Origin of the sequence: Pseudaminobacter soli (ex Zhang et al. 2022), from assembly GCF_014595955.1 — a bacterium.
Classification (GTDB): Bacteria; Pseudomonadota; Alphaproteobacteria; order Rhizobiales; family Rhizobiaceae; genus Kumtagia; species Kumtagia pseudosoli.
This window is the reverse complement of record NZ_JABVCF010000018.1, coordinates 15,965-40,435: the sequence shown is the minus strand read 5'-3', so window position 1 is coordinate 40,435 and position 24,471 is coordinate 15,965. Positions and strand designations below refer to the sequence as shown.

Genomic DNA, 24,471 nt, shown 5'->3' with positions numbered 1-24,471 from the left:
TCCTTCTCGGGCGAGTGGGTGACGGGTCCGTCGCGCGCGGACGCTATACAGGCAAGTGCAGCTTCTCGGGGGCGGCGACCGTCTCGGGGCTGTCGCTCTTGGATGCCGCCGCGGGCGTTCCTACGGCGCGCGGGAGCGCGATCAGGAAGACGATGGCGTTGACGAAGGAAAGCACCGCGATGAAGTAGAAGACGGGCGCCAGCGGCAGTTGAAGCGACGGCGTCGCGTCGCCATAGCCGACGGCCTTGTCGCCCAGCGCCCAGAGCTGCCAGCCGATGAGGCCGAACATGGAGCAACTGGCGACCGCGGAGAAGATCTCCTCCGCTATGCGCATGGCGCGGGTGGAAACAATGTCGATCAGATCGATGACGATGTGGAGTTGCTTCATCGCCACCCCCGGAAGCATCAGGAAGATGATGCAGGCGAGAAGGATCTCAGTGATCTCGGAGGCGCCGGTGAGCGGATGGTTGAAGAGGTTTCTTCCGCACACGTCGATGAAGGTGATGATCATCAGCAGAAAGAGCAGGGCCGAGCCAATCAGGCCGGTCAGACGATCCATCCATTTCAGCATGGGTGATGGCTTCCTTTCCGGGGCTACTTGGCTTGCGCTTCCTGGGCCGCGACTTCGCTGCGCAGCTCTTCCAGCACGGCGAGCGGATCGGCTAGGCCCTTGGCCTTGGCGCGTTCCGCCCAGGCGGCCTCGAGCGGCGCGACCGCCTGCCTGAGCTCGGCGACGAAGTCGGGATCCGCGGTTTCGAGCTTCAGCGTTTCGACCACCCTCATGGCCGCTTCGGCTTGCCGGTCGGCTTCGTAGTAGGTAGCCCCGCCGAGCGCCGCCAGCTTCTCGTGCGATATCGTCTCGATGGCCGCGCGGTCTTCCGGCGCGATCCTCTCCCAGGCATCGGGATTGACGATGACGCCGAGCGCTGCGCTGAACAGGCCGCCGGGGATCAGCGTGCCGTGCCCCATCAACTCGGTCATCTTGAAGTTGGCGATGGTCTCCCGCTGCCCGAGGCTGCCGTCGATAGCGCCGGTCGACAGCATCTCGAATGCTTCGGTCGACGATTTCAGTATCGGGATGGCGCCGACGCGGTTGAGCAGGTCGGTCGTATAGGGCCCGGTGCTGCGCAGCTTGAGCCCCTTCATGTCGGCGACCGAGCGCACCGCCTTTGTCGTCGTGAAGACGTTGCCTGGGGCGTTGCTGAAGATGGTCAGCAGCTTGACGCCGTCGAACTCGTTCAACGGCTCCATATGTTTGCGATAGATGCGATTGAAGGCCGGCGCGAAGACGCGGGGGTCGCTGCCGATGAAGGACAATTCCCCCATTTCGGCCAGCGGGAAGCGGCCGGGCGTGTAGCCGGCGACGATGAAGGAGATGTCGGCCAGCCCGTCACGGACGACGTCGAACTGGCTTTGCGGGGTGCCGACCACCTTCGGCAGGACCTCGACCTTGACGCGGCCCGCGGTCACCTCCTCGATCTCGGCGAACCACGGATACATCGCCTTCTCGTTCATGTGGTGCTGCAGCGGCAGCCAGGACGAGTAGCGCAACGTCACGGCCTCGGCCCAGGCGACGGTCGCCGAAAGAGCCGCCACGGCCAGAGTCGCGAGGCCCCAGAGTCTTCTCGTGAACACGATCATCCTCCCTCTACGATGCATTCGGGCATCCGCGGACGGCGCTCCCCTCGCGGCCGTCTCTTGTCCCAGGCGGTCGATTCTACCCGGTCGCCATCCCGGCACTGTCACTCGCATCGGGGACAGCGCCGCCCGGCGCGTCAGGCCGGTCGGGCGCAGCCGTCGCCCGTCCGCGCGGTCATTCCGGGACGATCCGTAGCGGCAGCCTGCCGAGCATCCGCATCTGGTTGACGGGGCGGTAGACCGGCTCGTCCGCGAGTTCGATCGACCTGGCGCCGCGCGCCAGCGCGGTCAGGATCGCGTCGGCCTCGAGCCGGGCGATCATCTGGCCCACGCAATTGTGGTCGGCGACACCGAAGCCGAGATAGTTGCCGACCGTCTCGCGCGAGATGTCGTAGCGCTCGGGATCATCCCAGCGCCGCGGATCGCGGTTGGCCGCACCGAGCAACACGGTGACCTTGGTGTCACCCGCCAGCCGGTAGTCGCCCAGATGGGTGTCGCGGATCGTCGTGCGCCAGGTGAACTGGAAGGGCGTGTCCATGCGGATGCCCTCCTCGAAGGCTGGGCGCACCTTCTTCAGGTCCGCCTTCACCAGCGCGAACTGGTCCGGGTTGCGGGCGAGGTGATGGAGCGTATGGCCGATGGCGCTGATAGTGGAATCGACTCCGCCCCCGACGAATGAGCGCGTTATGTTGGAGGCGACGCCCTCCTCGAGTTGGCCTGCCTCCTCGGCCTGGAACAGCAGGTCGGCGATCGACCCCGGCTCTACGTTATGGCGCTGGCAGGCCTCGTCGAACCAAGGGAGATAGGGCTCGGCCGCCTTCATCGCCTTATGATAGAGCTCGTTGTGGGGACAGCTCTGGTTGAAGCGCATCTCGGCGATGGTCAGTGCCGCCTTGCGCTCGAGACGGACGCCGACCGCCGCGGGAAAGGCGGAGATGACGTAGGGCTCGGTGACCTGATCGACCGCGTCGAAGGTGCCCATGGCGAGGACGCGCCCGGCGACTTCCGCAGCTCTCGCCTCGAAGAAGTCGCGCATGCGCCGGATCACCGTCGGCGGCATGGCGCGCGTCACCACTGAGCGGATCTGCGTGTGCTTTGGCGGATCGACCTCCTGCAGCCGGCTCGGGATGCGGAACTTTCCGGGCTTGCGGATGTCCTGCATGCTGGTGCCGGCGCTGGTCATGAAGCGCGAATAGTCGGAGAGCACCGTCTTGCACTCCTCATGCCGGCCGACCGCGTACATGTCGTATTTCGACAGCCAGACGATCGGGGCGGCGTCGCGCAGCGCCTTGTGCATCGGATAGGGATCGACGAGATTCTCGATCGCCCACGGATCCCAGTCGAATGCGGGAGGATCCAGCGTGGCAACGGGTTCCGCATGGACCGCGGCTTCGGCTTCGCTGTCTAGCTGCATCGGCTCTCTCCTGCCTTCTCGTAATGCCCGGCCGGCAGTGCGGCAGACCGGGCAGAAAGATCCCGTCCGCTCAGTTGCCGACCTGCTCGGCCTTGGCTATCTCGGCGCGGAACTCGGCTAGCACGGCCGCTGGATCGGCGACGCCCTTGGCCTTGGCGCGCTTGATCCAGTCCTCCTCGATCGGCCTGACGACCTCCTTCAGGCCATCAACGAAGGTCTTGTCGGCCATCACGATCTCGTAGTTGTTGTCGCCGAGCACCTTCATGCCGTCGACCTCGCGGGTGTGGAACGCGGTACCCACGGAATGTCCCAGCTTCTCGACGGTTATGGCGAGTATCGCCTTTTGATCCTGCTCCGAGATCTCCGCCCATTTGTCAGGATTGATCGCCATGATGTGCGCGGAATTGGCCATGCCGCCGGGGACCACTGTGGCGTATTTCATGAGGCCGGTGGCATTGTTCACGACCACCGTGTCCGCCTGCGTGATCTGGCCGTCGATGGCGCCGGTCGACAGCATCTCAAAGGCTTCCATCGACGATTTCAGGATCGGCACGCCGCCGAGCGAGGTAAGAGTTGCGGTGATGATGCCATTGGGGCTGCGTAGCTTGAGGCCCTTCAGATCCTCGATCTTCGTGACCGGACGCCGGTTGTTGAAGGGCTGCACCGCCGTGATGTTCCACATGGTGATCGGGAAGATGCCCTCGAATTCGTCCAGCGCAAGGAAGTGCTTGCGGTAGATGCGCTCGAAGACGAGCGACATCTTCGATGCGTCGTCGCCGAGCAGCGGCAGCTCGCCCATCTCGATCAGCGGGAAGCGCCCCGGCGTGTAGGCAGGGATGATAAAGGACATGTCGGCCAGGCCGTCGCGTACGACGTCATACTGGCTGAGCGCGGTTCCAACCGTCTTGGGCAGCACCTCGACCTTGACGCGGCCCTCCGTGACCTTCTCGATCTCGGCGAACCAGGGGACGAACTGTTCCTGCACCAGCCAGTGGCCGACCGGCAGCCAGGAGGAATAGCGCAGCGTGACCTCTTGCGCTGCGGCAACCGTGGCGCCCAGCGCGACCGCTGCCGCCAGGCCCAGACCGGCAAGTCTTTTCAGGAACATCTGTTACTCCACTGATTGCTGGGGCCGGCACATTGCCGCCCGATGCCGGATGGGTCAGTCATTTGCCCGCGCCGATGCGGCGCGAAGCTCTGCAAGCACGGCGGCAGGGTCGGCAATACCTTTCTGCCTGGCAGCTTCGATCCATTTCTGCTCAACTGGCGAAAGCGCGGTCTTGAGCCTGTCGCCCTCCTCCGGGCTAAGCGTGTCGATCGCATAGCCCTTCGCCTTCATCGCCTCGAAAGCCTTGGCGTTCTCGCGCGCGTAGGATTCGCCCACGGTCTTGGCGAGCTTCTCGCCCGAGATTGCCAGGATCGCCTTCTGATCCTCCGGCGCGATCTCGTTCCACTTGTCCTGGTTGACGACAATCGCGTGGACCGTGTTGAAGAGTCCGTCCGGCACCACGGTGAAGCTGTCCAGGAAATCGATCCCGTTAGTCGAGACCACCGTCTCCGGGATCATCAGGCTGCCGTCGATGGCGCCCGTCGACAGAAGTTCGTAGGTCTCGGAAGCCGATTTAAGGATGGGCACGGCGCCGAGGAGGTTGAGCGCCTCGGTGGCTGCATTGGACGCGCTCCTGAGCTTGAGACCCTTGAAGTCCGCGACCGCCTGGACCTTCTTGCCGCGAGTCGCGACATGGCCGGCGCTCCCGGTATAAACCGCCAGAAGCGCCACGCCGTCGAACTCGTTGGCGTCGGCGAAATGCTTCATGTAGAGGCGGTGGAAGGCTGGGCCGGTCGATGTAGTATCGCCGGTGAGCGGCAGTTCCCCCATCTCCGCAAGCTTAAAACGGCCGGGCGTGTAGCCGACGACGATCCAACTCATGTCCGCCAGCCCGTCTCGGACGACGTCGAACTGGCTTTGCGGCGTGCCGACCGTCTTGGGCAGGATGTCTACCTTCACCCTGCCCTCGGTGACCGTCTCGATTTCTTCGAGATAGGGCACGATGTTGCTCGCAACGTACCAATGGTTCGTCGGTAGCCAGGAGGAATAGCGGATCGTCACCGCGTCGGCGAAGGCCGACCCGCCCGAAAGCAGCATGGCGCAGGCGCCCGCCAACGAGATCAGTCTTTTCATCATTGCAGGCTTCCCTGTCGTGTCTCAATGCCGGCGCGGCACGCGAGACGTCGCCGCGCCCTCACGACGGCTCGCGTGGCTGGATGCCGCGGTCTGGCTCATTTGGCAGGCTCCGATCGTCAGAGGCTGGGAGAATGGCGTCCGGGCGGGATTTGTCTGTCCCCCGCCGGGTGACAGGCCGGATTCACCAAATCGGCCCCCGCCCGAACATCGGCAGCTCACGGTAGGAAACGTCGTCAGGGCCGGGCAGGCTCGGGCGCAGGATCATGTGCCTTGGCTGCGAGGGGTCCGGCGCCGCGGCGCGGCTCTCTTTCAGCCAATCGCGCGTGACGCCGCGATAGGCGATGCGCCAGACACCGTCGCGGCACTCGTAACGATTGAAGGTGCGCGAGCCGGCGGTGACCTCCTCGCCATTGGGCCGGCGATGGTAGGAGATGCGGTGCACCTCGCCCTCCGCTCTCTCGCCCTCGACCTTGTACCACTCGTTGAGCACGTAGTGCGCCGTCACCTCGAACTGCAGCAGATAGCCGGAGAAGATGTAGTCGACCCATTCGTAGCCGGTTCCTTGCCAGGCGTCGCCGTGGTCCTCGATCGCGTCCGGAAAGAAGATCGAGCGGATGAGCTCGGGATCGCGGCGGTCGATGCCGCGGCAGTAGGCCATCTCGAGCTCGTGCAGTTGCTCCTTGATCAGGAGCTTTTCGACTTCCGATTGCAGGCGCTGTTCCATATCCCCGGTCCTGTTGAAGCCCCCCGATCAGGACGTCGATCGTCCGGAGCGTCTGTCCCTGCCCGAAGGTGCATAGACCGCAGTCACGGCCCTTACGTTTGTCCGCGAAAATGGAGGTACGCCGCGTGGCAAGAATCGCGATCGTCTACTACAGCAGCACCGGCCACCATTACGCGCTTGGCCGGGCCGTGGAGGAGGGAGCGCGAGCCGAAGGGGCGGAGACGCGCCTGCGCAAGGTGCGCGAACTGGCGCCTGATGCCGCCATAGACAGCCGCCCCGGCTGGCGCGAAAATCTGGAAGCGACCAGCCATGTGGAAGAGGCCACGCTCGCCGACCTCGAATGGGCGGACGGCTTCGTCTTCGGCACGCCGACCCGTTTCGGCCTGCCTTCGGCGCAGCTCAAGCAGTTCCTCGACCAGACCGGCGGGCTGTGGGCACAGGGCAAGCTGCAGGATAAGCCGGTGAGCATGTTCTGCGGCGCCGGCAATCCGCACGGCGGACAAGAAGCGACGCTGCTGACGCTTGCCACCGTCTTCTATCACTGGGGTTCGGTCATCGTCCCGATGGGCTACACCGACCCGTCGCTCAAGCCGGCGGGCGGCAATCCCTATGGCGTGAGTTTTACGGCCTCGAAGGACGGGCTGCCGGCCGAAACGGCAGAGGCGGGACGCTATCTCGGCCGTCGTATCGCGCGCTACGCCGATGCGCTTGCGACTGCGCGGGGGCGCATTCAGGGCCGCGGCTGAGACGCTGCCCCCTTCGGCGTCCCTGCCGCGCAGGACAGATGCCCGATCTGGACAGCCTAGTCTGACCGCGGCATCAAAAGGAGGCGCACGATGCTGACCAGCGGTCCGGATACCGGTCCATCGGCGCGCCTGTCGCCGCAGACGCAATATGCGGCGTCGGCGCTCGTCCTCTTCCTGACGCTACTCGGCAGCCATCTCGCCACCCCGCTCTATCCGCTGTGGCAGGTCGAGTTCGGGCTGAGCACGTCGGCGATCACTCTGATCTTCGCCTGCTACCCGATCGGCGTAACTGCCGGCCTGTTGTTCGGCGGCCGCCTCGGCGATCAGCTCGGCCGCAAGCCGCTGATCCTGATCGGCATTCTGGTGACCGCGCTATCGAGCCTGACCTATCTGGCGGCGACCGGCATGGCTTATCTGGTCATCGCTCGCCTGCTCAACGGAATCGCCATCGGCCTGATGAGCGGCCCGGCCGTCGCGGCGATCGTCGAGCTCCATCCGCGCAGCGACCGCTCGGAGGCTTCGCGTATCAGCGCGATCGCGACGCTGGCCTCTCCGGCGGTCGGCCTGCTCGTGGCGACGCTCGTCGTGCATTTCGGTAGCAGCCACGACATGGTCGTGACCCTCCCCTTCGTCCTGCAGTTGTGCGGGCTGGCGGCGGCGCTTTGCCTGTTTCTCGCCTATCGCGAGACCGTCTTGCCCGGCAGCCGCCGCAGCTTCCGGCAAACATCTTTCGCACCGCAGGGCCTTCGCGTTCCTGCCGAGATCCAGTCGGGCTTCGTCTTCGCATCGGTCACCGGCGCGCTGAGCTGGGCCAATACCGGCCTGTGGCTGGCGCTCGGTCCGGCACTGGTGTTCGACGTGCTTGGCGCCACCAACAAGCTGCTCGGCGGCCTCACGGTGGTCGCGTTCCTCACCACGGCGGGCGTCATCCAGCTCTTCACCAAGGGCATGCCCTACCGGCGGGCGATCATGATCGGCATGGTGCTGGTGCCGCCCAGCCTGCTGCTCATCGTCGCCACGCTGGTCTGGAAATCGGCGGCCGGCCTCGTCGCCGGCGCCGTCATGGCCGGCGCAGCGCAGGGCCTCTCCTGGATGGGCTGCTCGGAACTGGTGAACCGCATCACGCCGTCCGAGATCCGTGCCTCGGTCCTGTCGGGCCTCTATATCAGCGGCTATTTCGGTGCTGCGGTGCCGATCGTCGTCACCGGCGTGATCGCCGACCGGCTCGGGCTGTTGCCTGCGATCGTCATCCTCAGCGCCGGCTTCAGTATGCTGGCGGCCTACCTGGCGGTGCGCAACTGGTCGTTCGGTCGGGCGGAAAGGCGCGCGGCACTCGCAGGCTCCCCTGCCGCATAGCCGCCGCCGGTCACTGTCCCCGGCAGGGAGGACATAGCTCCCAGCTTCGCCCAGATAGGTTCTTTCGTAAATGCAAAACCCGGCTCGCTCCGAATCGGCGGCATCCCTGACGGAGGCCGGCGGGACGAAGCAGCGTCGTCTTCCGAGGACCGCCATGACCGAACCTGCCCGGCACGGACCGCTGACCGGCCTGCGCGTCGTCGAGATCGGCCATTTCGTCGCCGCGCCCTTCTGCACGCGCATCCTGGGCGATCTCGGCGCCGACATCATCAAGATCGAGCCGCCGGAGGGCGACCCGGTGCGGCAGTGGGGCGAGCAGATCGACGGGAACTCGCTCTGGTGGTCCATGCATGGCCGCAACAAGCGCTCCGTCACGCTCAACCTCAAGCAGCCCCGCGCCGCCGACATCGTGCTCAAGCTGGTCGAGAAATCGGACGTGGTAGTGGAGAATTTCCGCCCCGGCCAGCTCGCCCGGCTCGGGCTCGGCGACGAGGTGCTGCGCCGCGCGCGGCCTGACCTGGTGATCGCGCACATCTCCGGCTACGGGCAGGACGGGCCTTACCGCGACCGCGCCGCCTTCGGCGTCATCGGCGAGGCGATCGGTGGCCTGCGGCATCTCAGCGATCATGCTCCGGGCACGTCCGATCTGCCGCCGGTGCGCGTCGGCGTCAGCATCGGCGATTCGCTTGCCGGGCTCTATGCTGCCTTCGGCATTGTCTCGGCGGTGTGGCAGCGCGACCGGGTTGGGGGCGACCGCAAGGGGCGCACGGCCGACGTCGCGCTGACGGAAACGGTACTGAGCATGATGGAAGGGATGCTGCCGGAATATGGCGCGCTGGGGAAAATCAGGCAGCCGACCGGCTCGCGCATCCCGACGGCTGCACCTTCGAGCGCCTATCCAAGTGCGGACGGCCGGTGGATCCTGATCGCCGCCAACTCGACGCCGCTGTTCGCGCGGCTCTGCGCCCTGATCGGGCGGCCGGACCTTCCCGACGACCCCAAGTTTTCCGACAACCGTTCGCGCGTGGCGAACGTCCAGGAACTCGACTCGATCATCTCGACATGGACCCGGCAATTGCCGGTCGCCGACATCGAGCGCCGCCTGAACGAGGCCGACATCCCGTGCACGCAGGTCTATACGGCGGCCGAATGCGCGCGCGATCCGCAGTTCCTTCACCGCGGTATGGTGCGGACGGTGGAGGACGGGCTGCTCGGACAAGTCCTGCATGGAGGGGTGGTGCCGCATATACCCGACGACCCCGGCGCGATCCGCTGGCCCGGCCCGGCGATCGGCGAGCATACCGACGCCGTGCTCGGCGAAATCCTGCCGGCCGAGCAAATCGCGATGCTGCGCAGGGAGGGGGTGATATGACCGCCTCGTCACCCGCGCGAGATGTCGAGATCGTCGAAGTCGGGCCGCGCGACGGCTATCAAGGCATCGGGCCTTTTATCCCGACCGCCACCAAGATCGCCTTCCTTGAACGCCTGGCCGCGACGGGGCTTGGCCGGATCGAGATCGGCTCTTTCGTCAGCGCCGCGGCCCTGCCGCAGTTGAGCGACACCGCCGAGGTGCTGGGCGCCTGCAGCGCCATCGCCGGCATTCGTCCGCAGGTGCTGGTCCCCAACGAGACATACGGTCGCGCCGCGCTCGATGCGGGAGCGACCTTACTCGCCTTCGTCCTGTCGGTTTCGGAAGCGCACAACCGCAGCAACGTTCGCCGGCATCCGCTGGAATCCGTTGAGGAGTACCGACGCTTGGTCGCCGCCCTGCCGGCGGGGATAGACGTCCGGCTGAACCTCGCGACCTCCTTCGACTGCCCGTTCGACGGGCGCGTGGCGGAAGCCGACGTGCTGTCGCTGCTCGAAGCGCTGGTGCCGGTCCGCCCCGACGCCGAGATCTGTCTCTGCGACACCACGGGACGCGCTTCGCCTGACCACGTCGAGCGCCTCTTCGCCGCGAGCCTCGCGCGATTTCCGCAGGTGCGGCGCTGGGCCTTGCACGCGCATGACACCTACGGGCTGGGCCTGGCGAATGTCTATGCCGCCTGGAGGCAGGGTATCCGCGTCTTCGACGCGTCCTTCGCAGGGCTCGGCGGCTGCCCCTTTGCGCCTGGCGCGACCGGTAATGTCGCGACCGAGGACCTTGCCTGGATGTTCCGGCGCATGGGGGCCGCGACCGGCATCGATCTCGACGCGCTGGTGCCGATTGCCTGCGACGGCGCCGCCATACCCGGCGGGCTGCCCGGCGGACGCGTCCGTCAGGCGCTGACCGCCTCGGCGCGGTAGCGCGGAAGCCGGGCTGCGACTTCAGATGGTAATAACGACCTTGCCGAAATGTCCGCCGGAACGCAGGCGCCGATAGGCTTCGGCCGCCTCGTCGAACGTATGGATCCGGCCGATAACGGGCCGCATGCCGTTCTGGCCGATCGCCCGGTTCATGGCCCGGAACATGTCGCAACTGCCGACGGTGATGCCGGTCAGGCGGATGCAGCGGCTGATGATTGCGCGGGGATCGATCGTGGAGCCACCGGCGACGAAGCCGATCGAAACGATCCTGCCGCCGATACGGACGGCGCGGAACGATTTCTCCAGCGTGCCGGGGCCGCCCACCTCGACCACGAGATCGGCGCCCGTTCCGTCCGTGAGGTCGAGGACCGCACGATCCCAGTCCGGCTCGGCCGCGTGATCCAGCACATGGTCGGCGCCGAGAGCGGTGAGGCGCACACGCTTTTCGGCGCTGCCGGAGGTGTGGATCACGCGCGCGCCCATGATTCTGGCGAACTGCAGCGCCATCACAGAGACGCCGCCGCTGCCCTGCAGGACGACCGTCTCGCCGGGCTGCAGGCGGGCGACTTCAGCAAGCGCGTTCCAGGCGGTCAGCGCCGCGCAGGGCAATGTTGCCGCCTCCTCGAAGGACAGATGATCCGGAACCGGGATCGCCGCATGCGCCGGCAGCACGACGTACTCGGCGAGCACGCCGTCGATCGAGCCGCCGAGCGCGCGCCGGCGAGCCGCCGCGGTGATCGGTCCAGAGACCCAGTCGGGATAGAAGGCACCCGCCACACGATCGCCGATCGCGAGGCCGCTGACGCCGTCGCCAAGCGCCACCACCTCGCCGGCGCCGTCCGAAAGCGGGATCAGAGTGTCCGGGATACCTGATCCGTAGTGGCCGTCCGCCACCAGCATGTCGCGATAGTTGAGTGAGGCCGCACGCATCCGCACCAGCACCTCACCCGGCCCCGGTACCGGCTCGGGCAGTTCGACGGCCTCGAGTTGCTTCGGGCCTTCGCCCTTCAATTGATATGCCCGCATCGCAGCTATCTCGCCAGGTAGCCGCCGTCGACCGCGATCTCGACGCCGGTGATGTATTTGGCCTCGTCGGAGGCGAGGAAGAGCACGGCGTTCGCGATGTCCTCAGTCTCGCCGATACGCCCCATCGGGATGCCGTCGAGCATGCGCTGGCGCGTGGACGGATCGGCCTTCGCCGTCGAGTTGCGCATCGGCGGCATGACGCCCGGCATCACGACGTTCACACGAATGTTGTCGCGCGCAAACATCACCGCCGCCGTCTTCGACATGCCGAGCACCGCGCCCTTCGAGGCGCCATAGCCCAGATGCAGCCCCATGCCGACCTTGGCGGAGATGGAGGAGATGTTGACGATCGCTCCCCCGCCCTTCTCGCGCATATGCGGCACCACGGATTTGATGCCGAGGAACGGGCCCTTACCGTTGATGTCGGCCTGCCGCTCCCAGGCGGCGTCGTCGAAGATCTCTGTCGTTCCGGGACCAGTACCGGCATTGTTGACGAGGATGTCGAGACGCCCGAAAGCGGCGACGACCGCCTCGACAACTTCCATCCACTGCTTCTCGTCGGTAACATCCAGCGTCCCGAAGATCGCGCCGTCGCCGAGCGAGCGCACGATTGCCCTGCCCTCCTCCTCCAGGAGGTCGGCCACGCACACTTTCGCCCCCTCCTCGATGAACCGCTTCGCGGTCGCGGCGCCTAGCCCGGAGGCCGCCCCCGTGACGATCGCAACCTTGCCGGCCAAACGCATCGCAGTCTCCGTCCTGTTCGAGTTGATTGACAGTGCCGGCCACGTCAGGGACGCAGCACGATCTTGCCGAAATGGCGATTGGCGCGCATGTGCTCATGGGCGTCCACCGCCTCCGCCAGCGGGACGCTGCGGTCGATCGGCAGCGCGAGCTTTCCGGCCGATACCGCCTCCCAGAGATCGGCCTTCATGCGCTCGAGGATGGCGCGGATCTCGGCAAGCGAGCGCGTGCGGAAGGTGACGCCGACATAGGCGAGCCGCTTCGCCGCATGCAGGTCGAAATCAAACTCGGTCTTGGTGCCGCCCAACCGGCCTACATTGACAATGCGGCCGAGCACGGCCGAGGCCTTCATCACCGAATTGATGCTCGGACCGGAAACCATGTCGACCACGACATTCGCGCCCTTGTCGCCCGTCGCCGCGAGCAAAAGGTCCGGCCATGCGGGATCGGCGGGATCGAGAGGCAAGGTTGCGCCGAACGGCTTCAGCTTGTCCCGCTTCGCGGAATCTCCGGACGTGGCGGCGATGACGGATGCGCCGCGCAGCCGCGCGATCTGCATCGCCATCAGGCCGACGGCCGAACTCGCACCATGGACGAGAACCGCATCGCCTTCGGCCAGGCGTCCTTGCGTGACCACCGCGTCATGCGCCGTCATCAGGGCAAGCGGCAGCACAGCCGCCTGCTCGATGTCGAGGCCGTCCAGCCTGATCGTACGGCCCTCGTCGGCCACGGCGTAGTCGGCATAGCCGCCGCTGCCCGAGCACATCACGCGCACGCCGACCCGCAGGTTCTTCACCGCCTTGCCGCATTCGACAATCTCACCAGCCCATTCGATGCCGATCGGCTTGCCCAGTGCTTCCCTGGTCGCGACGCCCGCACCCCTGGCGGCATTGAGGTCGGCGCGGTTCATGCCGGCGGCGGCCACCTTGACCAGCACTTGCTCGTCGCCGGGGACCGGCCGCGAAACCTCCCGTATGGCCAATCCAGCCTCGGTGGCCACTCCGGCCCGCATGGTTGCACTCATTGTCCGTACCTCGAGATTGCTATCCGCATCGCGTGTTGTGGCCTTCGGCAGAGTCGGCCGCCACGCAGTCAATGCATATGCAGGCCGCCATTGACGTCGATGGTGGTTCCCGTGACGAAGGCGGCGCCGGCCGACGCGAGATAGGAAGCGGCGGCAGCGATCTCCTCCGGCAGGCCGATGCGCCCGAGCGGCAGGGCGTCGAGCTTGGTGTATTTCTGCCCGTCGGCCGCCTTGCCGGTCGCCTGCGCCAGCATGGGCGACTCGATCGGACCCGGGGCGATCGCATTGACGGTGATGCCGATCGGTCCGAGGTCGCGGGCGGCAGCGCGAGTCAGCCCGAGCACGGCGGCCTTCGACGCCGAATAGGCGATGCCCGACTGCAGGCCGCCCATCTGGCCGGCTGCCGAAGAGACCGTGATGATGCGACCGTGTTCGACCGGCCGGTCGCGACGGCGCCGCGCCATCTCGCGCACGCACAGGAACGTGCCGCGCGCATTGATCCGGTTCACCCGATCCCAGTCGTCCACCGTCGATTCCGCGAGACCGATGCCGGTGGCCGTGCCGCCGGCCCCGAGCACCCCGGCCAAATGTGCCAGCACGGCGACGGGACCAATCTCGGCTTCGACCTTTTCGAACGCAGCAATTACGGCCTGTTCATCGGAGACATCCAGCGCTATGCCGATATGTCCGCTGCCCGGCAGCGCTGCGGCGGCCTTGCGCGACGCCTCGCCATCCAGGTCGGCGACGATCACCGTCATGCCGTCCTCCGCGAATTTTTTCGCCGTTGCCAGGCCGAGCCCACCCGTGCCGCCGGTGACCAATGCGATCCTCATCGATGCAAATCTCCCTTGCAGAATCCCGCTCTCGTGCCCGCGCCGATCGGCATCGCCCTTCGCAGGCGCTCAGGCAGCGCCGTCCTGCGACCCGACGGTCCGCTCCCACGCTTCAACCAGATGCTCGGCGACAAAGACGGAAGAGGTCTGGCCCCCGTCGACGGCAAGCACCTGGCCGCTGACGAACGCCGCATCGTCGCTGGCGAGGAAGGCGACCGCGGCGGCAATGTCCTCCGGCCGGCCGACATGGCCGAGCGGCATGGTGCCGACGATCGTGGCCTGGAACCGGGCCGTGGCGAGCCGGCCCTCCGTCTGCGGCGTGGCGATGATGCCCGGCGCGACCGCGTTCACGCGGATTCCTGCCGGCCCGTATTCAGCCGCCATGTGCCGCGTAAGGCCGATCACGCCGGCCTTGGCTGCCGAGTAAGCGGCCCAGCGGCGGTAGCCGGAAAGGCCTATCGAGGAGGCGATGTTCACGATCGCTCCCCTGGTCTCGCGCAGTTCCGGCAGGACGTCTCGCGACAGCCGGAAGGTCGTGCGCAGGTTCACATTGAGCTGGAAGTCATAGATCTCGTCCGTCGTCTCATGCGCCGGCGGGGCGTTGCCGACCCCGACATTGTTGACGAGCACAGCGACAGAGTCGAATTCCCGCTTGCAACGGTCGATGATCGCCGACGGCGCGTCGTCCGCCGTGACGTCGGCCACTAGCGTGGCAATCCGCTCGCCTGATAACGTCGCCAGCGTATCTGCATTCCTGTCGACGGCGAGAACGAGCGCGCCCTCGTGGTGCAGCCTTTCGGCGATGGCGCGGCCAATGCCCTGGCCCGCGCCGGTGACGATGGCGGCACGGCCGCGGAGCCCCTTCATCAGACCTTGCCTGCCGCCCACTCGGCCGAATAGTCTTTACCGATCTGCACGACCTGGTGGTCGAACATCAGGATGCGCGTCGCCTCCATGTCGAGGAACTTGCGCTCGTCCTCGATCATCTCCTTCTGGAAATAGGGCAGCGCATGCATCTCCTTGCGTGCCTCGAGGCTCTCGAACCAGGATTCGGAAAAGCCGTCATAGTCGAGCGGGCCGACATTCGGCCAACCACTGCTCGGCGCCATGTGATGCTGCACATAGCGCTTGATGTATTTGGAAAGAACCGGATTGTTGGCGATCAACGGGCCGTGCACCTCGCGCCAATGGCGGGAGAACTCCTCGCGCGTGAGACCGGGCTTGCGCTTGTAGAATCCGAGAGTGATCAGCATCTCTTTTCTTCCAATGACGGGGGCGACGGGCGAAGCCCGACTGATGCGATGGAACGGCGCGACGGTGATGCAGCGTCGTGGCATCCTGTATCCCTGCCGCGAGGGACGTGTCGGGGTTTTGTTTCAGCCCTGATCCGGTCGGATACCGGCTGCTCGCGCGCGGGGTGAATTTGCCAATAATCGCTGCCCCGGAGATCGCCGTTGAAGAGCGGGCTCGCCAGCGAGCCAGCACAAGAACGGTCTAGCTCCGCGAACAAGCGATTCCAGCCTGCACCCTTGTGCACGGTGGCCAATGCCGGTCAGCAACCCGCAATCTAGGAAGGATAGCGCATCTGTCCGTGATCGCGATGATCGGTGCGGTGGGTTGGAATGGCGGGATACCGGCGCTCCTCCTCGATGATCTTAACGACATGAAGCGCCGCGTTGCGCAGGTAGTATGTAGGCGACCCCTGACGTTCGAGCAGTTCGGCAGCGCGGAGCACCGAGCAAAGAGCGCGATATAAATCGTCAGCTTTCTGTTCATCCGGAATCGTGATCGTCGCGCGACGGCAGAGTCGCCGCAGCTCGAGTTCCGTGGGCAAGGAGCTGTTGCCGGACAGTACTTGGCGCAGTTCGGTCAAACGCACGCTCGCTTTCCCCTTTCCGACTCACTGAGTGTTTGCGCTGGCATAGCCTTCTCGCTCGACGACCTCATGCAATCGTCGGGTGTTGGCGAGGCCGAATCGATATTGCGCAGTGAACGCCGCGACGATCTCGGCGACGCTTTGTTGGTGGTGCAGCGCGCCTACGCCGTGACCGGCGCTCCAGATGTCGCGCCAGGCCTTGGAGTTGCCGAGGAGATCGCCATAGTCGGCCTGCGGCCGCTCCCCGTCGAATTTGACGCCTGCCCGCTCCAGCGATGCCCTTAGAAAGTTGGCCGGCGTTCCGGAAACCTTGTCGGTGTAGACGATGTCGGCAGCCGAGCTGTCTATCACCATCTGCTTGTAGGCAGCGTCCGCATTGGCTTCGGTCGCCGGGATGAAGCACGATCCACAGTAGCCGAGGTCGGCTCCCATCACCTGCGCGGCGAGTAGCGCGTGCCCGCTCGAGATCGCGCCGGAAAGAAGCAGGGGCCCCGCCCACCATTCGCGGATTTCCTGGACAAGCGCGAAGGGCGACAGCGAACCCGCATGGCCACCCGCGCCTGCGGCCACCGCGATCAGACCATCGGCCCCGCGTTCGATGGCCTTGCGCGCATGAACGAGATTGACGACGTCGTGCAGCACGATGCCGCCATAGGAATGAATCGCGTCGTTCACATGGGGCTTCGCGCCGAGCGAGGTAATGATGACCGGAACCTCGTGTCTGACGCAAAGCGCGACCTGTTCATCGAGAAGCCGGTTCGAGCCGTGGACGATGAGATTGACTGCATAGGGTGCGGACGGCAGGTCCGGATGCTCCGCATCATAGGCGGCAAGCTCGTTCCTGATACGTGAAAGATACGCGTCGAGGACTTCCGGCGTACGCGCATTGAGTGCCGGCATCGAGCCGACAACGCCTGCCTTGCACTGCGCCAGCAGCAGTTCCGGCCCCGACACGATGAACATCGGCGCACAAACCAGAGGGAGCGCCAGCCGCTTGCCGTGAGGAGTCCAGTAATTCATGCTTTGGTCGTCCCGTCAGAGCGTCGTTCCGGTTCAGATCGCACGCTGCCGGCCCTTCCAGTGAGGATCGCGCAGCTTGCGCTTCAGGAGTTTTCCGCTGTCCTCCCGCGGCAACGAACCATGGAACTCGATCTTGCGCGGGACCTTGTAGTTTGTGAGCCGCTCCTTGAGATAGGCTCGGATGTCTTCTGCGTCGGCAATGGCGCAGTCGCGCAGTTGGACGGCCGCGACGAGGCTTTCGCCGAGATCGTCGTCGGGCACGCCATAGACGGCGCAGTCCCGGACTTCCGGATGCATCAGAAGGACCGCTTCGATCTCGGCCGGATAGATGTTCACGCCACCCGATATGACCATGTCGTTCTTGCGATCGCAGAGAAACAGGAAGCCCTCCTCGTTGACATATCCGATGTCGCCAAGCGTGATGAGCCCCTCATATTCCACCTCGCGCCGTTGCTGGTCGCGGCCGACATAGGTGAAGTCTCCATAGGCGGGATTGCGCGCATAGATCTCGCCGATCTGCCCCGCAGGCAGCGGAGTACGCCCGTCGCCGAGGACTGCATAGCGCGTTCCATCGAGCGGCTTGCCGACCGTACCGGGATAGCGCAGCCAGTCGGGCGATCGGCAGAAGAAGGTCACGCCCTGTTCGGTGCCGCCATAAACCTCGTTGATGACGGGACCCCACCAGTCGATCATCTCGCGCTTGACTTCGGGCGGGCACGGACCCCCGGTGTGCGTCACGGATCTCAGCGATGACAGGTCGTAGCGGTGGCGTACGTCGCGCGGCAGCTTCAGGAGCCGGACGAAGGCCGTCGGCACGAGGGCGACGTGCGTGATCTTGTGTTCATCGATGATCCTGAGCACGCCTTCGGCATCGAATTTCGGCTGCAGCACGGCGATGTCCGCCTCGGCGACAGCAGCCCTTCCGCTTGCGTCCGGCATTGCATGATAGAGGGGGCCGAGCACGAGCGCCCGCGTTCCGGGGCCTATCCCGAAGGTCAGCCGCTGGAACTTCGTGAATTGCTCCATCTGTTCCGGCGTCATGGAAGGCTTTCGCACGGCCTTCGGGCGGCCGGTGGTTCCTGACGTATAGAGAATTGCGCCGCGCGGGGCCTTCGCTGCCTCCGTCCAGGGGTCAAACTCCTGCAGCCATTCATCCCAGATGCGCGCTTCGGGAAACAGCTGCCGCGCCTTGACGGTCGCTTCGCATTGCTCTGCCGAGTTGCCCTCGGTCGGCACGAGGAACAGTTCCATGGTGTTGGGGATCGCGTCGTCCACGCCAAGCAAGACGTCGGAATGGGCCACGAGGACGCGCGGCTTGGCATCGCCAAGCACATAGGCGATCTCGTCGCTCTTGTTGTGCCAGTTCAGCGGGACGGCATAGACGCCGATCGTGGACGCTCCCCGGCTTGCCTCGAAAAAGGAGAAGTCGTTGCGCATGAGGATCGCCACGGCGTCGTTCTCGCCGAGTCCGAGAGAATGGAAGCCGCGGGCGGCGCGCAGCCCCTGCTCGAAGAGCTCGTCCCGCGTGACCATCCTGTCGCCGATGATGATCGCATCTCTGAGCACACGGGCCTCCCTGCCTGTCGCGCAGGCCGCCGTCGCGACCTCCACTCTCGCTCTCTTCATGAAAGCAGGAAAAATGGTGGCTGGCGGTCCCTATGAGAGGGGATGTGAGGCGCCATGAGCCGCCAGCTTACTCGATGCGACCGGCAGGAGGAGATGGATGAGCAAAGACTGGGTGGGCCGCGAGATCCACGACGGGATCGGCGTTCTTACGCTGAACCGCCCCGAGGTGATGAACGCGGTCTCGCCAGGCGTCGTGGCGGTCTTCCAGGAGGCTTTCGTTGAACTGACCAGGCCGGGAAGCGGTGTTCGCTGCCTTGTTGTCACGGGCACCGGACGGGGGTTTTCCTCGGGCGCCGATCTGTCGGAGGACAGCGGCAACGATGTCCCGGCGGACGGCGCGGCTTCGGTGCTGCAGCGGGTCTACCATCCGCTCCTCAGATTGCTGCGCGATTGCGAGTTGCCGATCGTGACGGCGGTGAACGGTGCCGCCGTCGGTGCGGGCATGAGCCTCGCCATGATGGGCGACATCATCGTATGCGCACGCTCGGCCTATTTCCTGCAAGCTTTCCGGCGCATCGGGCTGGTGCCCGATTGCGGGTCGAGCTGGCTGCTCCCCCGCTTCGTCGGCGCTGCGCGTGCGCGCGAGATGTCGATGCTCGGCAACAAGATCACCGCAGAACAGGCGCTGGAATGGGGTCTCGTCAATCGCGTCTTCGATGATGCCCAGCTGATGCCGGAGGCGCTGTCATTGGCAAGGCAGCTTGCCGACGGGCCTGTCTCCGCGCTTGCCAAGATCCGCCGGCTCTACTGGGAAACGAGTGGCAATTCGTTCGAGGAACAGTTGGAGCTCGAGGATCGCCTCCAGCAGATCGCAAGCAAAGGCGCCGAGTTCGCCGAGGGCGTCGCCGCATTCCGTGAGAAGCGTCCGGCGGATTTCAGGGCGATATGACCGAAGCGGCGTTCAGGGCGGCAGGCAATTGCCGGGAGCAAAGCAAGGGCCGGCGGATCTCCGCCATCCCTACGGCTCGATCGAACTCCGGCGCCCTCCTCCCATCCATGCGGCCCAAAGGTCCTGAGCCACGTCGTCGTCACCAGCGGTGATCGATGGCCGACTTTTCCGGGGAGAACAGTTTTTGACGATCAACGGCAAGGCATACATCGCAGGCGCCTTCGAGCATCCGACGCGCAAGGCGACCGGCAAGACGATACCGCAGTTGCACGCGGAGATGGCGGCCGGAGCGCTTGCCGATGCGGGTCTGACCAGCAGAGACGTGGACGGCTTTTTCTGCGCCAGCGACGCGCCGGGAATGGGCGGGCTCAATATGGCCGAGTATCTCGGCCTCCGCCCCCGCTATGTCGACAACACGGACACGGGCGGCTCCTCCTATATTCTCGCCGTCGGACATGCTGCGCAGGCGATCGCAGCCGGCAAATGCTCGGTCGCGCTGATAACGCTTGCCGGCATGCCGCGCACGGGTCGGGGGCCGAAGGGCGAGGGCGCGTTCTTCGATGATCCGATCTGCCCGGACGTGCCCTACGAGTTGCCGTTCAGACATACGATCGCCAACCTCTATGGCATGTCGGCCAAGCGTCACATGTATGAGTACGGCACCACGAGCGAGCAGCTCGCCTGGGTGAAGGTGGCAGCCTCCCACCACGCGCAGCACAACCCGCACGCCATGCTGCGCGATGTCGTCACGGTCGAAGACGTCATCAACTCTCCGATGGTTTCCGATCCGCTGCACCGACTGGACTGCTGCGTCATCAGCGACGGCGGGGGCGCGCTGATTGTGGTTTCGCCAGAGATCGCCAGAAGCCTGAAGCGGCCTCTGGTCAAGGTGCGGGGCGCCGCCGAGGCGATCAAGCACCCCAATGGCGGCCGCAACGACATCACCTTCTCCGGCGGTGTCTGGTCGGGGCCGGCCGCTTTCGCGGAGGCGGGGGTGAAGCCATCCGAAATCAAGTACGTTTCGATCTACGATTCCTTCACCATCACCGTGGCGATCACGCTCGAGGACCTCGGCTTCTGCGAGAAGGGCGAAGGCGGCCGCTTCGTCGCGGATGGCAACCTGATATCCGGCGTAGGCAAGCTGCCTTTCAACACGGATGGCGGCGGCCTTTGCAGCAACCATCCCGCCAATCGCGGCGGCATGACGAAGGTCATAGAGGCCGTTCGCCAATTGCGCGGCGAGGCGCATCCCGCCGTTCAGGTGAAGAATTGCGATCTGGCGCTCGCACACGGAACGGGGGGCTATCTGCCCACGCGGCACGGAAGCGCAACGCTCATTCTGGAGAGGGTCTGATCATGGACGCGGCTGTCGAAACGATCACGCCCGAACGCGATGTCGCGCCGCAGTGGCGCTCGACCGGTGGAAAGCTGCTGATCCAGAGATGCGAGGAATGCGGCGATGCGTTCCACTATCCCCGCGTCGTCTGCCCCTACTGCCTCGGCAGCAAGCTCGCCTGGGTCGAATGTTCGGGAACAGGGCGCATCTACTCCTTCAGCGTCATGCGGCGCGGCGATCCCTACGCTATCGCACTCGTCGAACTCGACGAGGGCCCGCGTCTGATGACCAACATCGTCGGCTGCGATCTCGACGCGATCGCGGTCGAGCAGAAAGTGCAGGTCACCTTCCGCGACGTGGACGGAATAGCCACGCCCATGTTCCGGCCGCGTGAGGCCTGAGAACGGCCCAAGCCGACAATCATGAAAGCGCAATCTGGAGGCTACGAGACATGACGTTGAGACTTGACGGAAGGGTGGCGGTCGTTACCGGCGCTGGCGCCGGATTGGGGCGCCAGCATGCACTGCTGCTCGCCAGGCAGGGCGCCAAGGTGGTGGTCAACGATCTCGGCGGCAGCACCGCCGGCGTCGGCAGCGATTCCGCCGCGGCCGACAAGGTCGTGGCCGAGATCAAGGCGGAGGGCGGCACGGCAGTTCCCAACTATGAGAGCGTGTCCACGCAGGAGGGCGCTGAAAAGATCATCAAGACGGCCGTCGACGCGTTCGGGAAGATCGACATACTGGTCAACAATGCAGGCATCCTTCGCGACAAGTCCTTCGGCAAGTCGGACATGAAGGATTTCGCCGAAGTGTTCCAGGTCCACTACTGGGGCACCGTCTTCTGCACGAAGGCCGCCTGGGGCCTGATGAGCGAGCAGAAGTACGGGCGCATCGTCTTCACGACGTCGGTTGCCGGAACCAGCGGCAATTTCGGCCAGTCGAACTACGGCTCCGCGAAGGCGGGTATGCTCGGCCTCATGAACTGCCTGGCGATCGAGGGGCGCAAGAACAATGTGCTCGTAAACGCCGTCTCGCCCGGTGCATTGACCCGGATGACCGACAATCTCGGGCTCGACGAGAGCTTCATGAAGAAGCTCGATCCGGCCTTCGTCTCGCCGGCCGTCGCCTGGCTCGCCAGCGAGCGATGCGACGTGACCGCGACCATCATCACCGCCGCGGCCGGCGGCTTTGGCCGCCTGCACTTCTTCGAGACCAAGGGCGTTCAGTTCGATCCGTCACAGCCGATAACGGTCGAGCTGTTCGACCGGGCCTTCGACCGGATCAGCGACCTGTCGACCGCCGACCCGACCACCCCGGGCACCGAGGGCAAGATGCAGGAGCGGCTCGACATGCTGGCGAAGCCGGCCGCCTGACCAATCTGCTAAGACGGGAGGCAGGTCATGGATCTTTCCCTGAGCGCCGAGGACAGGGCATTCCGCGAGGAAGTCCGCGCATTCTTCCGCAAGCATCTGCCCGCCGATATCGCCGAAAAGGCGCGGAGATCATTTCACTTGCATCCGGAGGATATGCTGCGCTGGCAGCGTATCCTCCACGCCAAGGGCTGGGCCGCTCCCGCGTGGCCGAAGCAGTATGGCGGGCCGGGCTGGACTGCGCTCCAGCGTTACATCTTCGACGAAGAGCTGTGCATGGCCGACGCGCCCCTGCCTCTGATGGCCGGGCAGGGCGTGAACATGGTCGGTCCCGTTATCTACACCTTCGGCAGCGAGGAGCAGAAGGCGCAATATCTCCCGCGAATCCTGTCGGGCGAGGACTACTGGTGCCAAGGGTTCTCAGAACCGGGTTCGGGCTCGGACCTCGCCTCTCTGAAGACCCGCGCTGTCGCCGACGGCAACGACTACGTCATCAACGGGCAAAAGATCTGGACCAGTCTCGCGCACAACTCCAACATGATCTACTGCCTCGTGCGCACCGATCCCACGGTCAAGCCTCAGCAGGGTATATCCATGCTGGTCTTCCCAATGGATACGCCCGGCATCACGGTGCGCCCGATCATCTCGATCGACCGCGGGCACAGCCTCAATGAAACCTTCTTCGAGGATGTCCGGGTTCCGCGTTCCAGCCTCATCGGCGAGGAAGGCAGGGGCTGGACATATGCGAAGTTCCTGCTGGGGCACGAGCGCTTTACCATTGCAGAGATCGCCCGGTCGAAGCGCCGCCTGCAGCGCCTGCGCCAGATCGCGCGTGCAACAGCCGTTGGTGATGCCACGCTCGCGGACGATCCATCGTTCCGCGACAAGGCGGCAGCGATCGAGATCGATCTTCTCGCGCTCGAACGAATGGGGCTGCGCATCGCCTGGGAGATGGACCAGGGCATAGACAACATGCTCTCGGCCAGCATCCTGAAGCTGCGCGGATCGCAAATCATCCAGGCGGTGACGGAACTGTCCGTCGAGGCCATGGGCTACGCCGGACTCGCCTATGAGAGCCTGCCCGATGGTCTCTCCCATTCGCCGTCCGCGCCCGACATAGCCCAGGGCAAGATGGAGGAATTCCTCTTCCTACGCGCCGCGACCATCTATGGCGGATCGACTGAGACGCAGCAGAACATCCTCGCCAAGATGATCTACGCCGGAGCCTGAGGAGACGGGTCATGGATTTTCACCTCAGCGACGAACAGGCGATGCTCAAGGAAAGCCTGTCGGGCTGGCTAGAGCGCAATTACGGTTTCGATCAGTGGCGAAAGCTCACCAGGCGTCGGCCGCCGCAGTCGGCTGAGAATTGGGACAGTTTTGCCGCCATGGGCTGGCTCCGCCTTTCCCTGCCGGAGGAAGCCGGCGGCATGGGCCTGGGCGCGCTCGAAGAGACCAATATCGGCGAAGCGTTCGGGTCGCGCCTCGTCGTGGAACCCTATCTTTCGGCTATCGTCCTTTCGGCCGGCCTGGTAGCGCGGGCCGGCACGCCGGCGCAGAGATCGGCGATGCTGCCTGCCATCGGCGACGGGCAACTGCGGATCGCTTTCGCCTTTGCGGAAGCGGAGTCGCGCTTCGAGCTCAGCAGAATCCAGACGCGGGCGATGCGGACCGAAGCCGGCTATGCCCTCAGCGGGCGCAAGATCCTGGTTCTCGACGCTCCGGGAGCCGACAGGATCATGGTGCTCGCGCGCACCGCCGGCGAGATCTCAGCGGAGGCGGGGCTTGGTCTGTTCATCGTGGATCCGGCCAGCCAAGGTGCCTCCATGCACCCCTACACGACCGTCGACGACCGTCAGGCGGCCGACATCATATTTGACCGGGTGATCGCCGAGGAGGCGCTGGGGGATCCGGAGGCAGCCTATCCAGCGGTCGCAGCTGCCACCGACCGCGCGCTCGTCTATCTCTGCGCGGAAGGTGTCGGCGCTATGGGCGCGCTGTGCGAACAGACGCTCGCCTACGTCAAGATCAGAAAGCAGTTCGGCCAGCCTATCGGCGACTTCCAGGTGATCCAGCACCGCATCGTGGACATGCGGGTCCAGTTGGAATGCGCCCGCGCGCTGACGCTCTATGCCGCCAGTGTCTCGGATGGAGAGCCTGTCGAGCGCGCACGCGCCGCATCGGCCGCAAAGGCGCAGGTCGGGCGCTCCGCACGCTTCGTCGGCCGCGCGGCGGTCCAACTGCACGGCGGCATCGGCATGACGGACGAACTCGCGGTCGGGCACTATTTCAAGCGGCTGCTGATGGTCGAGACCATGCTCGGCGACATCGATTTTCATCAGAAGCGTTTCGCCAGCCTGCCGTCAGAACTGGCGTGAGATC

General features: G+C 65.4%; 25 protein-coding genes. 10 read left to right on the top strand and 15 right to left on the bottom strand.

Translation table 11 applies throughout. The features are described 5' to 3' along the window. Positions 1 to 43: 43 nt before the first annotated feature. The 6 genes from HUI96_RS25740 to HUI96_RS25715 all read right to left on the bottom strand — a co-directional run bounded on the left by HUI96_RS25740 (position 44) and on the right by HUI96_RS25715 (position 5,961). On the bottom strand, positions 44 to 571 hold the full coding sequence (locus HUI96_RS25740) for a TRAP transporter small permease (protein ID WP_188257571.1): 528 nt from the start codon (positions 569 to 571) through the stop codon (positions 44 to 46). A gap of 23 nt (positions 572 to 594) precedes the next feature. Further along, the gene (locus HUI96_RS25735) at positions 595 to 1,635 is read right to left on the bottom strand and encodes a TRAP transporter substrate-binding protein (protein WP_188257570.1); all 1,041 of its coding nucleotides are present in this window, start codon (positions 1,633 to 1,635) and stop codon (positions 595 to 597) included. A gap of 178 nt (positions 1,636 to 1,813) precedes the next feature. Continuing rightward, entirely contained in the window at positions 1,814 to 3,052 is a 1,239-nt protein-coding gene (locus HUI96_RS25730) for a cytochrome P450 (RefSeq protein ID WP_188257569.1), read from the bottom strand. A 70-nt stretch (positions 3,053 to 3,122) separates the two neighbouring features. Further along, a complete protein-coding gene (locus tag HUI96_RS25725) occupies positions 3,123 to 4,160 on the bottom strand; it encodes a TRAP transporter substrate-binding protein (RefSeq protein WP_188257568.1) in 1,038 nt (345 codons plus the stop codon). A gap of 54 nt (positions 4,161 to 4,214) precedes the next feature. Continuing rightward, a complete protein-coding gene (locus HUI96_RS25720; RefSeq protein WP_188257567.1) occupies positions 4,215 to 5,237 on the bottom strand; it encodes a TRAP transporter substrate-binding protein in 1,023 nt (340 codons plus the stop codon). A 181-nt stretch (positions 5,238 to 5,418) separates the two neighbouring features. Continuing rightward, positions 5,419 to 5,961, bottom strand: a complete 543-nt coding sequence (locus tag HUI96_RS25715) for a nuclear transport factor 2 family protein (protein WP_188257566.1) — start codon at positions 5,959 to 5,961, stop codon at positions 5,419 to 5,421. 125 nt (positions 5,962 to 6,086) lie between these two features. Here HUI96_RS25715 and wrbA point away from each other — a divergent pair, with 125 nt between their 5' ends. The 4 genes from wrbA (at position 6,087) to HUI96_RS25695 (ending at position 10,349) form a co-directional block, all read left to right on the top strand. Then, complete coding sequence (wrbA, locus tag HUI96_RS25710; RefSeq protein ID WP_210320329.1) at positions 6,087 to 6,707, top strand: NAD(P)H:quinone oxidoreductase; 621 nt, start codon at positions 6,087 to 6,089, stop codon at positions 6,705 to 6,707. Positions 6,708 to 6,797: 90 nt separating this feature from the next. Continuing rightward, the gene (locus HUI96_RS25705; RefSeq protein ID WP_188257564.1) at positions 6,798 to 8,063 is read left to right on the top strand and encodes an MFS transporter; all 1,266 of its coding nucleotides are present in this window, start codon (positions 6,798 to 6,800) and stop codon (positions 8,061 to 8,063) included. 154 nt (positions 8,064 to 8,217) lie between these two features. Further along, positions 8,218 to 9,435 carry a CaiB/BaiF CoA transferase family protein gene (locus HUI96_RS25700; protein WP_188257563.1) on the top strand — a complete coding sequence of 406 codons (1,218 nt, stop codon included), beginning with the start codon at positions 8,218 to 8,220 and terminating at the stop codon, positions 9,433 to 9,435. Then, positions 9,432 to 10,349 (top strand): hydroxymethylglutaryl-CoA lyase, encoded by a 918-nt coding sequence (locus HUI96_RS25695; protein WP_188257562.1) that lies wholly within the window; start codon positions 9,432 to 9,434, stop codon positions 10,347 to 10,349. Before HUI96_RS25700 ends, HUI96_RS25695 begins: the two co-directional genes overlap by 4 nt. Before the next feature lie 21 nt (positions 10,350 to 10,370). Here HUI96_RS25695 and HUI96_RS25690 read toward each other — a convergent pair whose 3' ends face one another. The 9 genes from HUI96_RS25690 to HUI96_RS25650 form a co-directional block, all read right to left on the bottom strand. Next, complete coding sequence (locus HUI96_RS25690; protein WP_188257561.1) at positions 10,371 to 11,375, bottom strand: zinc-dependent alcohol dehydrogenase family protein; 1,005 nt, start codon at positions 11,373 to 11,375, stop codon at positions 10,371 to 10,373. Between the two features lie 5 nt (positions 11,376 to 11,380). After that, complete coding sequence (locus HUI96_RS25685) at positions 11,381 to 12,118, bottom strand: SDR family NAD(P)-dependent oxidoreductase (protein WP_188257560.1); 738 nt, start codon at positions 12,116 to 12,118, stop codon at positions 11,381 to 11,383. Positions 12,119 to 12,162: 44 nt separating this feature from the next. Further along, entirely contained in the window at positions 12,163 to 13,140 is a 978-nt protein-coding gene (locus HUI96_RS25680) for a zinc-binding dehydrogenase (protein WP_237684377.1), read from the bottom strand. 68 nt (positions 13,141 to 13,208) lie between these two features. Next, positions 13,209 to 13,973 (bottom strand): SDR family NAD(P)-dependent oxidoreductase, encoded by a 765-nt coding sequence (locus HUI96_RS25675; RefSeq protein ID WP_188257559.1) that lies wholly within the window; start codon positions 13,971 to 13,973, stop codon positions 13,209 to 13,211. 69 nt (positions 13,974 to 14,042) lie between these two features. Then, positions 14,043 to 14,840 carry an SDR family NAD(P)-dependent oxidoreductase gene (locus HUI96_RS25670; protein ID WP_188257558.1) on the bottom strand — a complete coding sequence of 266 codons (798 nt, stop codon included), beginning with the start codon at positions 14,838 to 14,840 and terminating at the stop codon, positions 14,043 to 14,045. After that, positions 14,840 to 15,226 (bottom strand): EthD domain-containing protein, encoded by a 387-nt coding sequence (locus tag HUI96_RS25665; RefSeq protein WP_188257557.1) that lies wholly within the window; start codon positions 15,224 to 15,226, stop codon positions 14,840 to 14,842. The genes HUI96_RS25670 and HUI96_RS25665 overlap by 1 nt, the downstream gene beginning before the upstream one ends. 314 nt (positions 15,227 to 15,540) lie before the next feature. Next, positions 15,541 to 15,852, bottom strand: a complete 312-nt coding sequence (locus HUI96_RS25660) for a hypothetical protein (RefSeq protein ID WP_188257556.1) — start codon at positions 15,850 to 15,852, stop codon at positions 15,541 to 15,543. A 21-nt stretch (positions 15,853 to 15,873) separates the two neighbouring features. Beyond that, complete coding sequence (locus HUI96_RS25655; protein WP_188257555.1) at positions 15,874 to 16,869, bottom strand: NAD(P)H-dependent flavin oxidoreductase; 996 nt, start codon at positions 16,867 to 16,869, stop codon at positions 15,874 to 15,876. Positions 16,870 to 16,902: 33 nt separating this feature from the next. Continuing rightward, positions 16,903 to 18,435 carry an AMP-binding protein gene (locus HUI96_RS25650; protein ID WP_210320328.1) on the bottom strand — a complete coding sequence of 511 codons (1,533 nt, stop codon included), beginning with the start codon at positions 18,433 to 18,435 and terminating at the stop codon, positions 16,903 to 16,905. A gap of 157 nt (positions 18,436 to 18,592) precedes the next feature. Between HUI96_RS25650 and HUI96_RS25645 the strand changes: the two genes are divergently transcribed. The 6 genes from HUI96_RS25645 (at position 18,593) to HUI96_RS25620 (ending at position 24,467) form a co-directional block, all read left to right on the top strand. Next, on the top strand, positions 18,593 to 19,384 hold the full coding sequence (locus HUI96_RS25645) for an enoyl-CoA hydratase/isomerase (protein WP_188257553.1): 792 nt from the start codon (positions 18,593 to 18,595) through the stop codon (positions 19,382 to 19,384). A 184-nt stretch (positions 19,385 to 19,568) separates the two neighbouring features. Further along, complete coding sequence (locus HUI96_RS25640) at positions 19,569 to 20,738, top strand: thiolase domain-containing protein (protein ID WP_188257552.1); 1,170 nt, start codon at positions 19,569 to 19,571, stop codon at positions 20,736 to 20,738. Positions 20,739 to 20,740: 2 nt separating this feature from the next. Beyond that, positions 20,741 to 21,121 carry a Zn-ribbon domain-containing OB-fold protein gene (locus tag HUI96_RS25635; RefSeq protein ID WP_210320327.1) on the top strand — a complete coding sequence of 127 codons (381 nt, stop codon included), beginning with the start codon at positions 20,741 to 20,743 and terminating at the stop codon, positions 21,119 to 21,121. Between the two features lie 50 nt (positions 21,122 to 21,171). Beyond that, positions 21,172 to 22,092: an SDR family NAD(P)-dependent oxidoreductase gene (locus tag HUI96_RS25630; RefSeq protein WP_188257551.1), complete on the top strand. Its 921-nt coding sequence runs from the start codon at positions 21,172 to 21,174 to the stop codon at positions 22,090 to 22,092. Between the two features lie 27 nt (positions 22,093 to 22,119). Then, positions 22,120 to 23,319 (top strand): acyl-CoA dehydrogenase family protein, encoded by a 1,200-nt coding sequence (locus HUI96_RS25625; protein WP_188257550.1) that lies wholly within the window; start codon positions 22,120 to 22,122, stop codon positions 23,317 to 23,319. 11 nt (positions 23,320 to 23,330) lie between these two features. Then, positions 23,331 to 24,467 carry an acyl-CoA dehydrogenase family protein gene (locus tag HUI96_RS25620; protein WP_188257549.1) on the top strand — a complete coding sequence of 379 codons (1,137 nt, stop codon included), beginning with the start codon at positions 23,331 to 23,333 and terminating at the stop codon, positions 24,465 to 24,467. Positions 24,468 to 24,471: the final 4 nt, after the last annotated feature.

What these genes read in the sequence shown, in the direction of transcription:
- HUI96_RS25620 (WP_188257549.1), top strand. Translation starts at nt 23,331, where the DNA reads ATGGATTTTCACCTCAGCGACGAACAGGCGATGCTCAAGGAAAGCCTG.
- HUI96_RS25645 (WP_188257553.1), top strand. Translation starts at nt 18,593, where the DNA reads ATGAGCAAAGACTGGGTGGGCCGCGAGATCCACGACGGGATCGGCGTT.
- HUI96_RS25675 (WP_188257559.1), bottom strand. Translation starts at nt 13,973, where the DNA reads ATGAGGATCGCATTGGTCACCGGCGGCACGGGTGGGCTCGGCCTGGCA.
- HUI96_RS25690 (WP_188257561.1), bottom strand. Translation starts at nt 11,375, where the DNA reads ATGCGGGCATATCAATTGAAGGGCGAAGGCCCGAAGCAACTCGAGGCC.
- HUI96_RS25695 (WP_188257562.1), top strand. Translation starts at nt 9,432, where the DNA reads ATGACCGCCTCGTCACCCGCGCGAGATGTCGAGATCGTCGAAGTCGGG.
- HUI96_RS25740 (WP_188257571.1), bottom strand. Translation starts at nt 571, where the DNA reads ATGCTGAAATGGATGGATCGTCTGACCGGCCTGATTGGCTCGGCCCTG.
- HUI96_RS25720 (WP_188257567.1), bottom strand. Translation starts at nt 5,237, where the DNA reads ATGATGAAAAGACTGATCTCGTTGGCGGGCGCCTGCGCCATGCTGCTT.
- HUI96_RS25665 (WP_188257557.1), bottom strand. Translation starts at nt 15,226, where the DNA reads ATGCTGATCACTCTCGGATTCTACAAGCGCAAGCCCGGTCTCACGCGC.
- HUI96_RS25700 (WP_188257563.1), top strand. Translation starts at nt 8,218, where the DNA reads ATGACCGAACCTGCCCGGCACGGACCGCTGACCGGCCTGCGCGTCGTC.
- HUI96_RS25725 (WP_188257568.1), bottom strand. Translation starts at nt 4,160, where the DNA reads ATGTTCCTGAAAAGACTTGCCGGTCTGGGCCTGGCGGCAGCGGTCGCG.
- HUI96_RS25705 (WP_188257564.1), top strand. Translation starts at nt 6,798, where the DNA reads ATGCTGACCAGCGGTCCGGATACCGGTCCATCGGCGCGCCTGTCGCCG.
- HUI96_RS25635 (WP_210320327.1), top strand. Translation starts at nt 20,741, where the DNA reads ATGGACGCGGCTGTCGAAACGATCACGCCCGAACGCGATGTCGCGCCG.
- HUI96_RS25625 (WP_188257550.1), top strand. Translation starts at nt 22,120, where the DNA reads ATGGATCTTTCCCTGAGCGCCGAGGACAGGGCATTCCGCGAGGAAGTC.
- HUI96_RS25730 (WP_188257569.1), bottom strand. Translation starts at nt 3,052, where the DNA reads ATGCAGCTAGACAGCGAAGCCGAAGCCGCGGTCCATGCGGAACCCGTT.
- HUI96_RS25655 (WP_188257555.1), bottom strand. Translation starts at nt 16,869, where the DNA reads ATGAATTACTGGACTCCTCACGGCAAGCGGCTGGCGCTCCCTCTGGTT.
- HUI96_RS25630 (WP_188257551.1), top strand. Translation starts at nt 21,172, where the DNA reads ATGACGTTGAGACTTGACGGAAGGGTGGCGGTCGTTACCGGCGCTGGC.
- HUI96_RS25685 (WP_188257560.1), bottom strand. Translation starts at nt 12,118, where the DNA reads ATGCGTTTGGCCGGCAAGGTTGCGATCGTCACGGGGGCGGCCTCCGGG.
- HUI96_RS25680 (WP_237684377.1), bottom strand. Translation starts at nt 13,140, where the DNA reads ATGAGTGCAACCATGCGGGCCGGAGTGGCCACCGAGGCTGGATTGGCC.
- HUI96_RS25670 (WP_188257558.1), bottom strand. Translation starts at nt 14,840, where the DNA reads ATGAAGGGGCTCCGCGGCCGTGCCGCCATCGTCACCGGCGCGGGCCAG.
- HUI96_RS25715 (WP_188257566.1), bottom strand. Translation starts at nt 5,961, where the DNA reads ATGGAACAGCGCCTGCAATCGGAAGTCGAAAAGCTCCTGATCAAGGAG.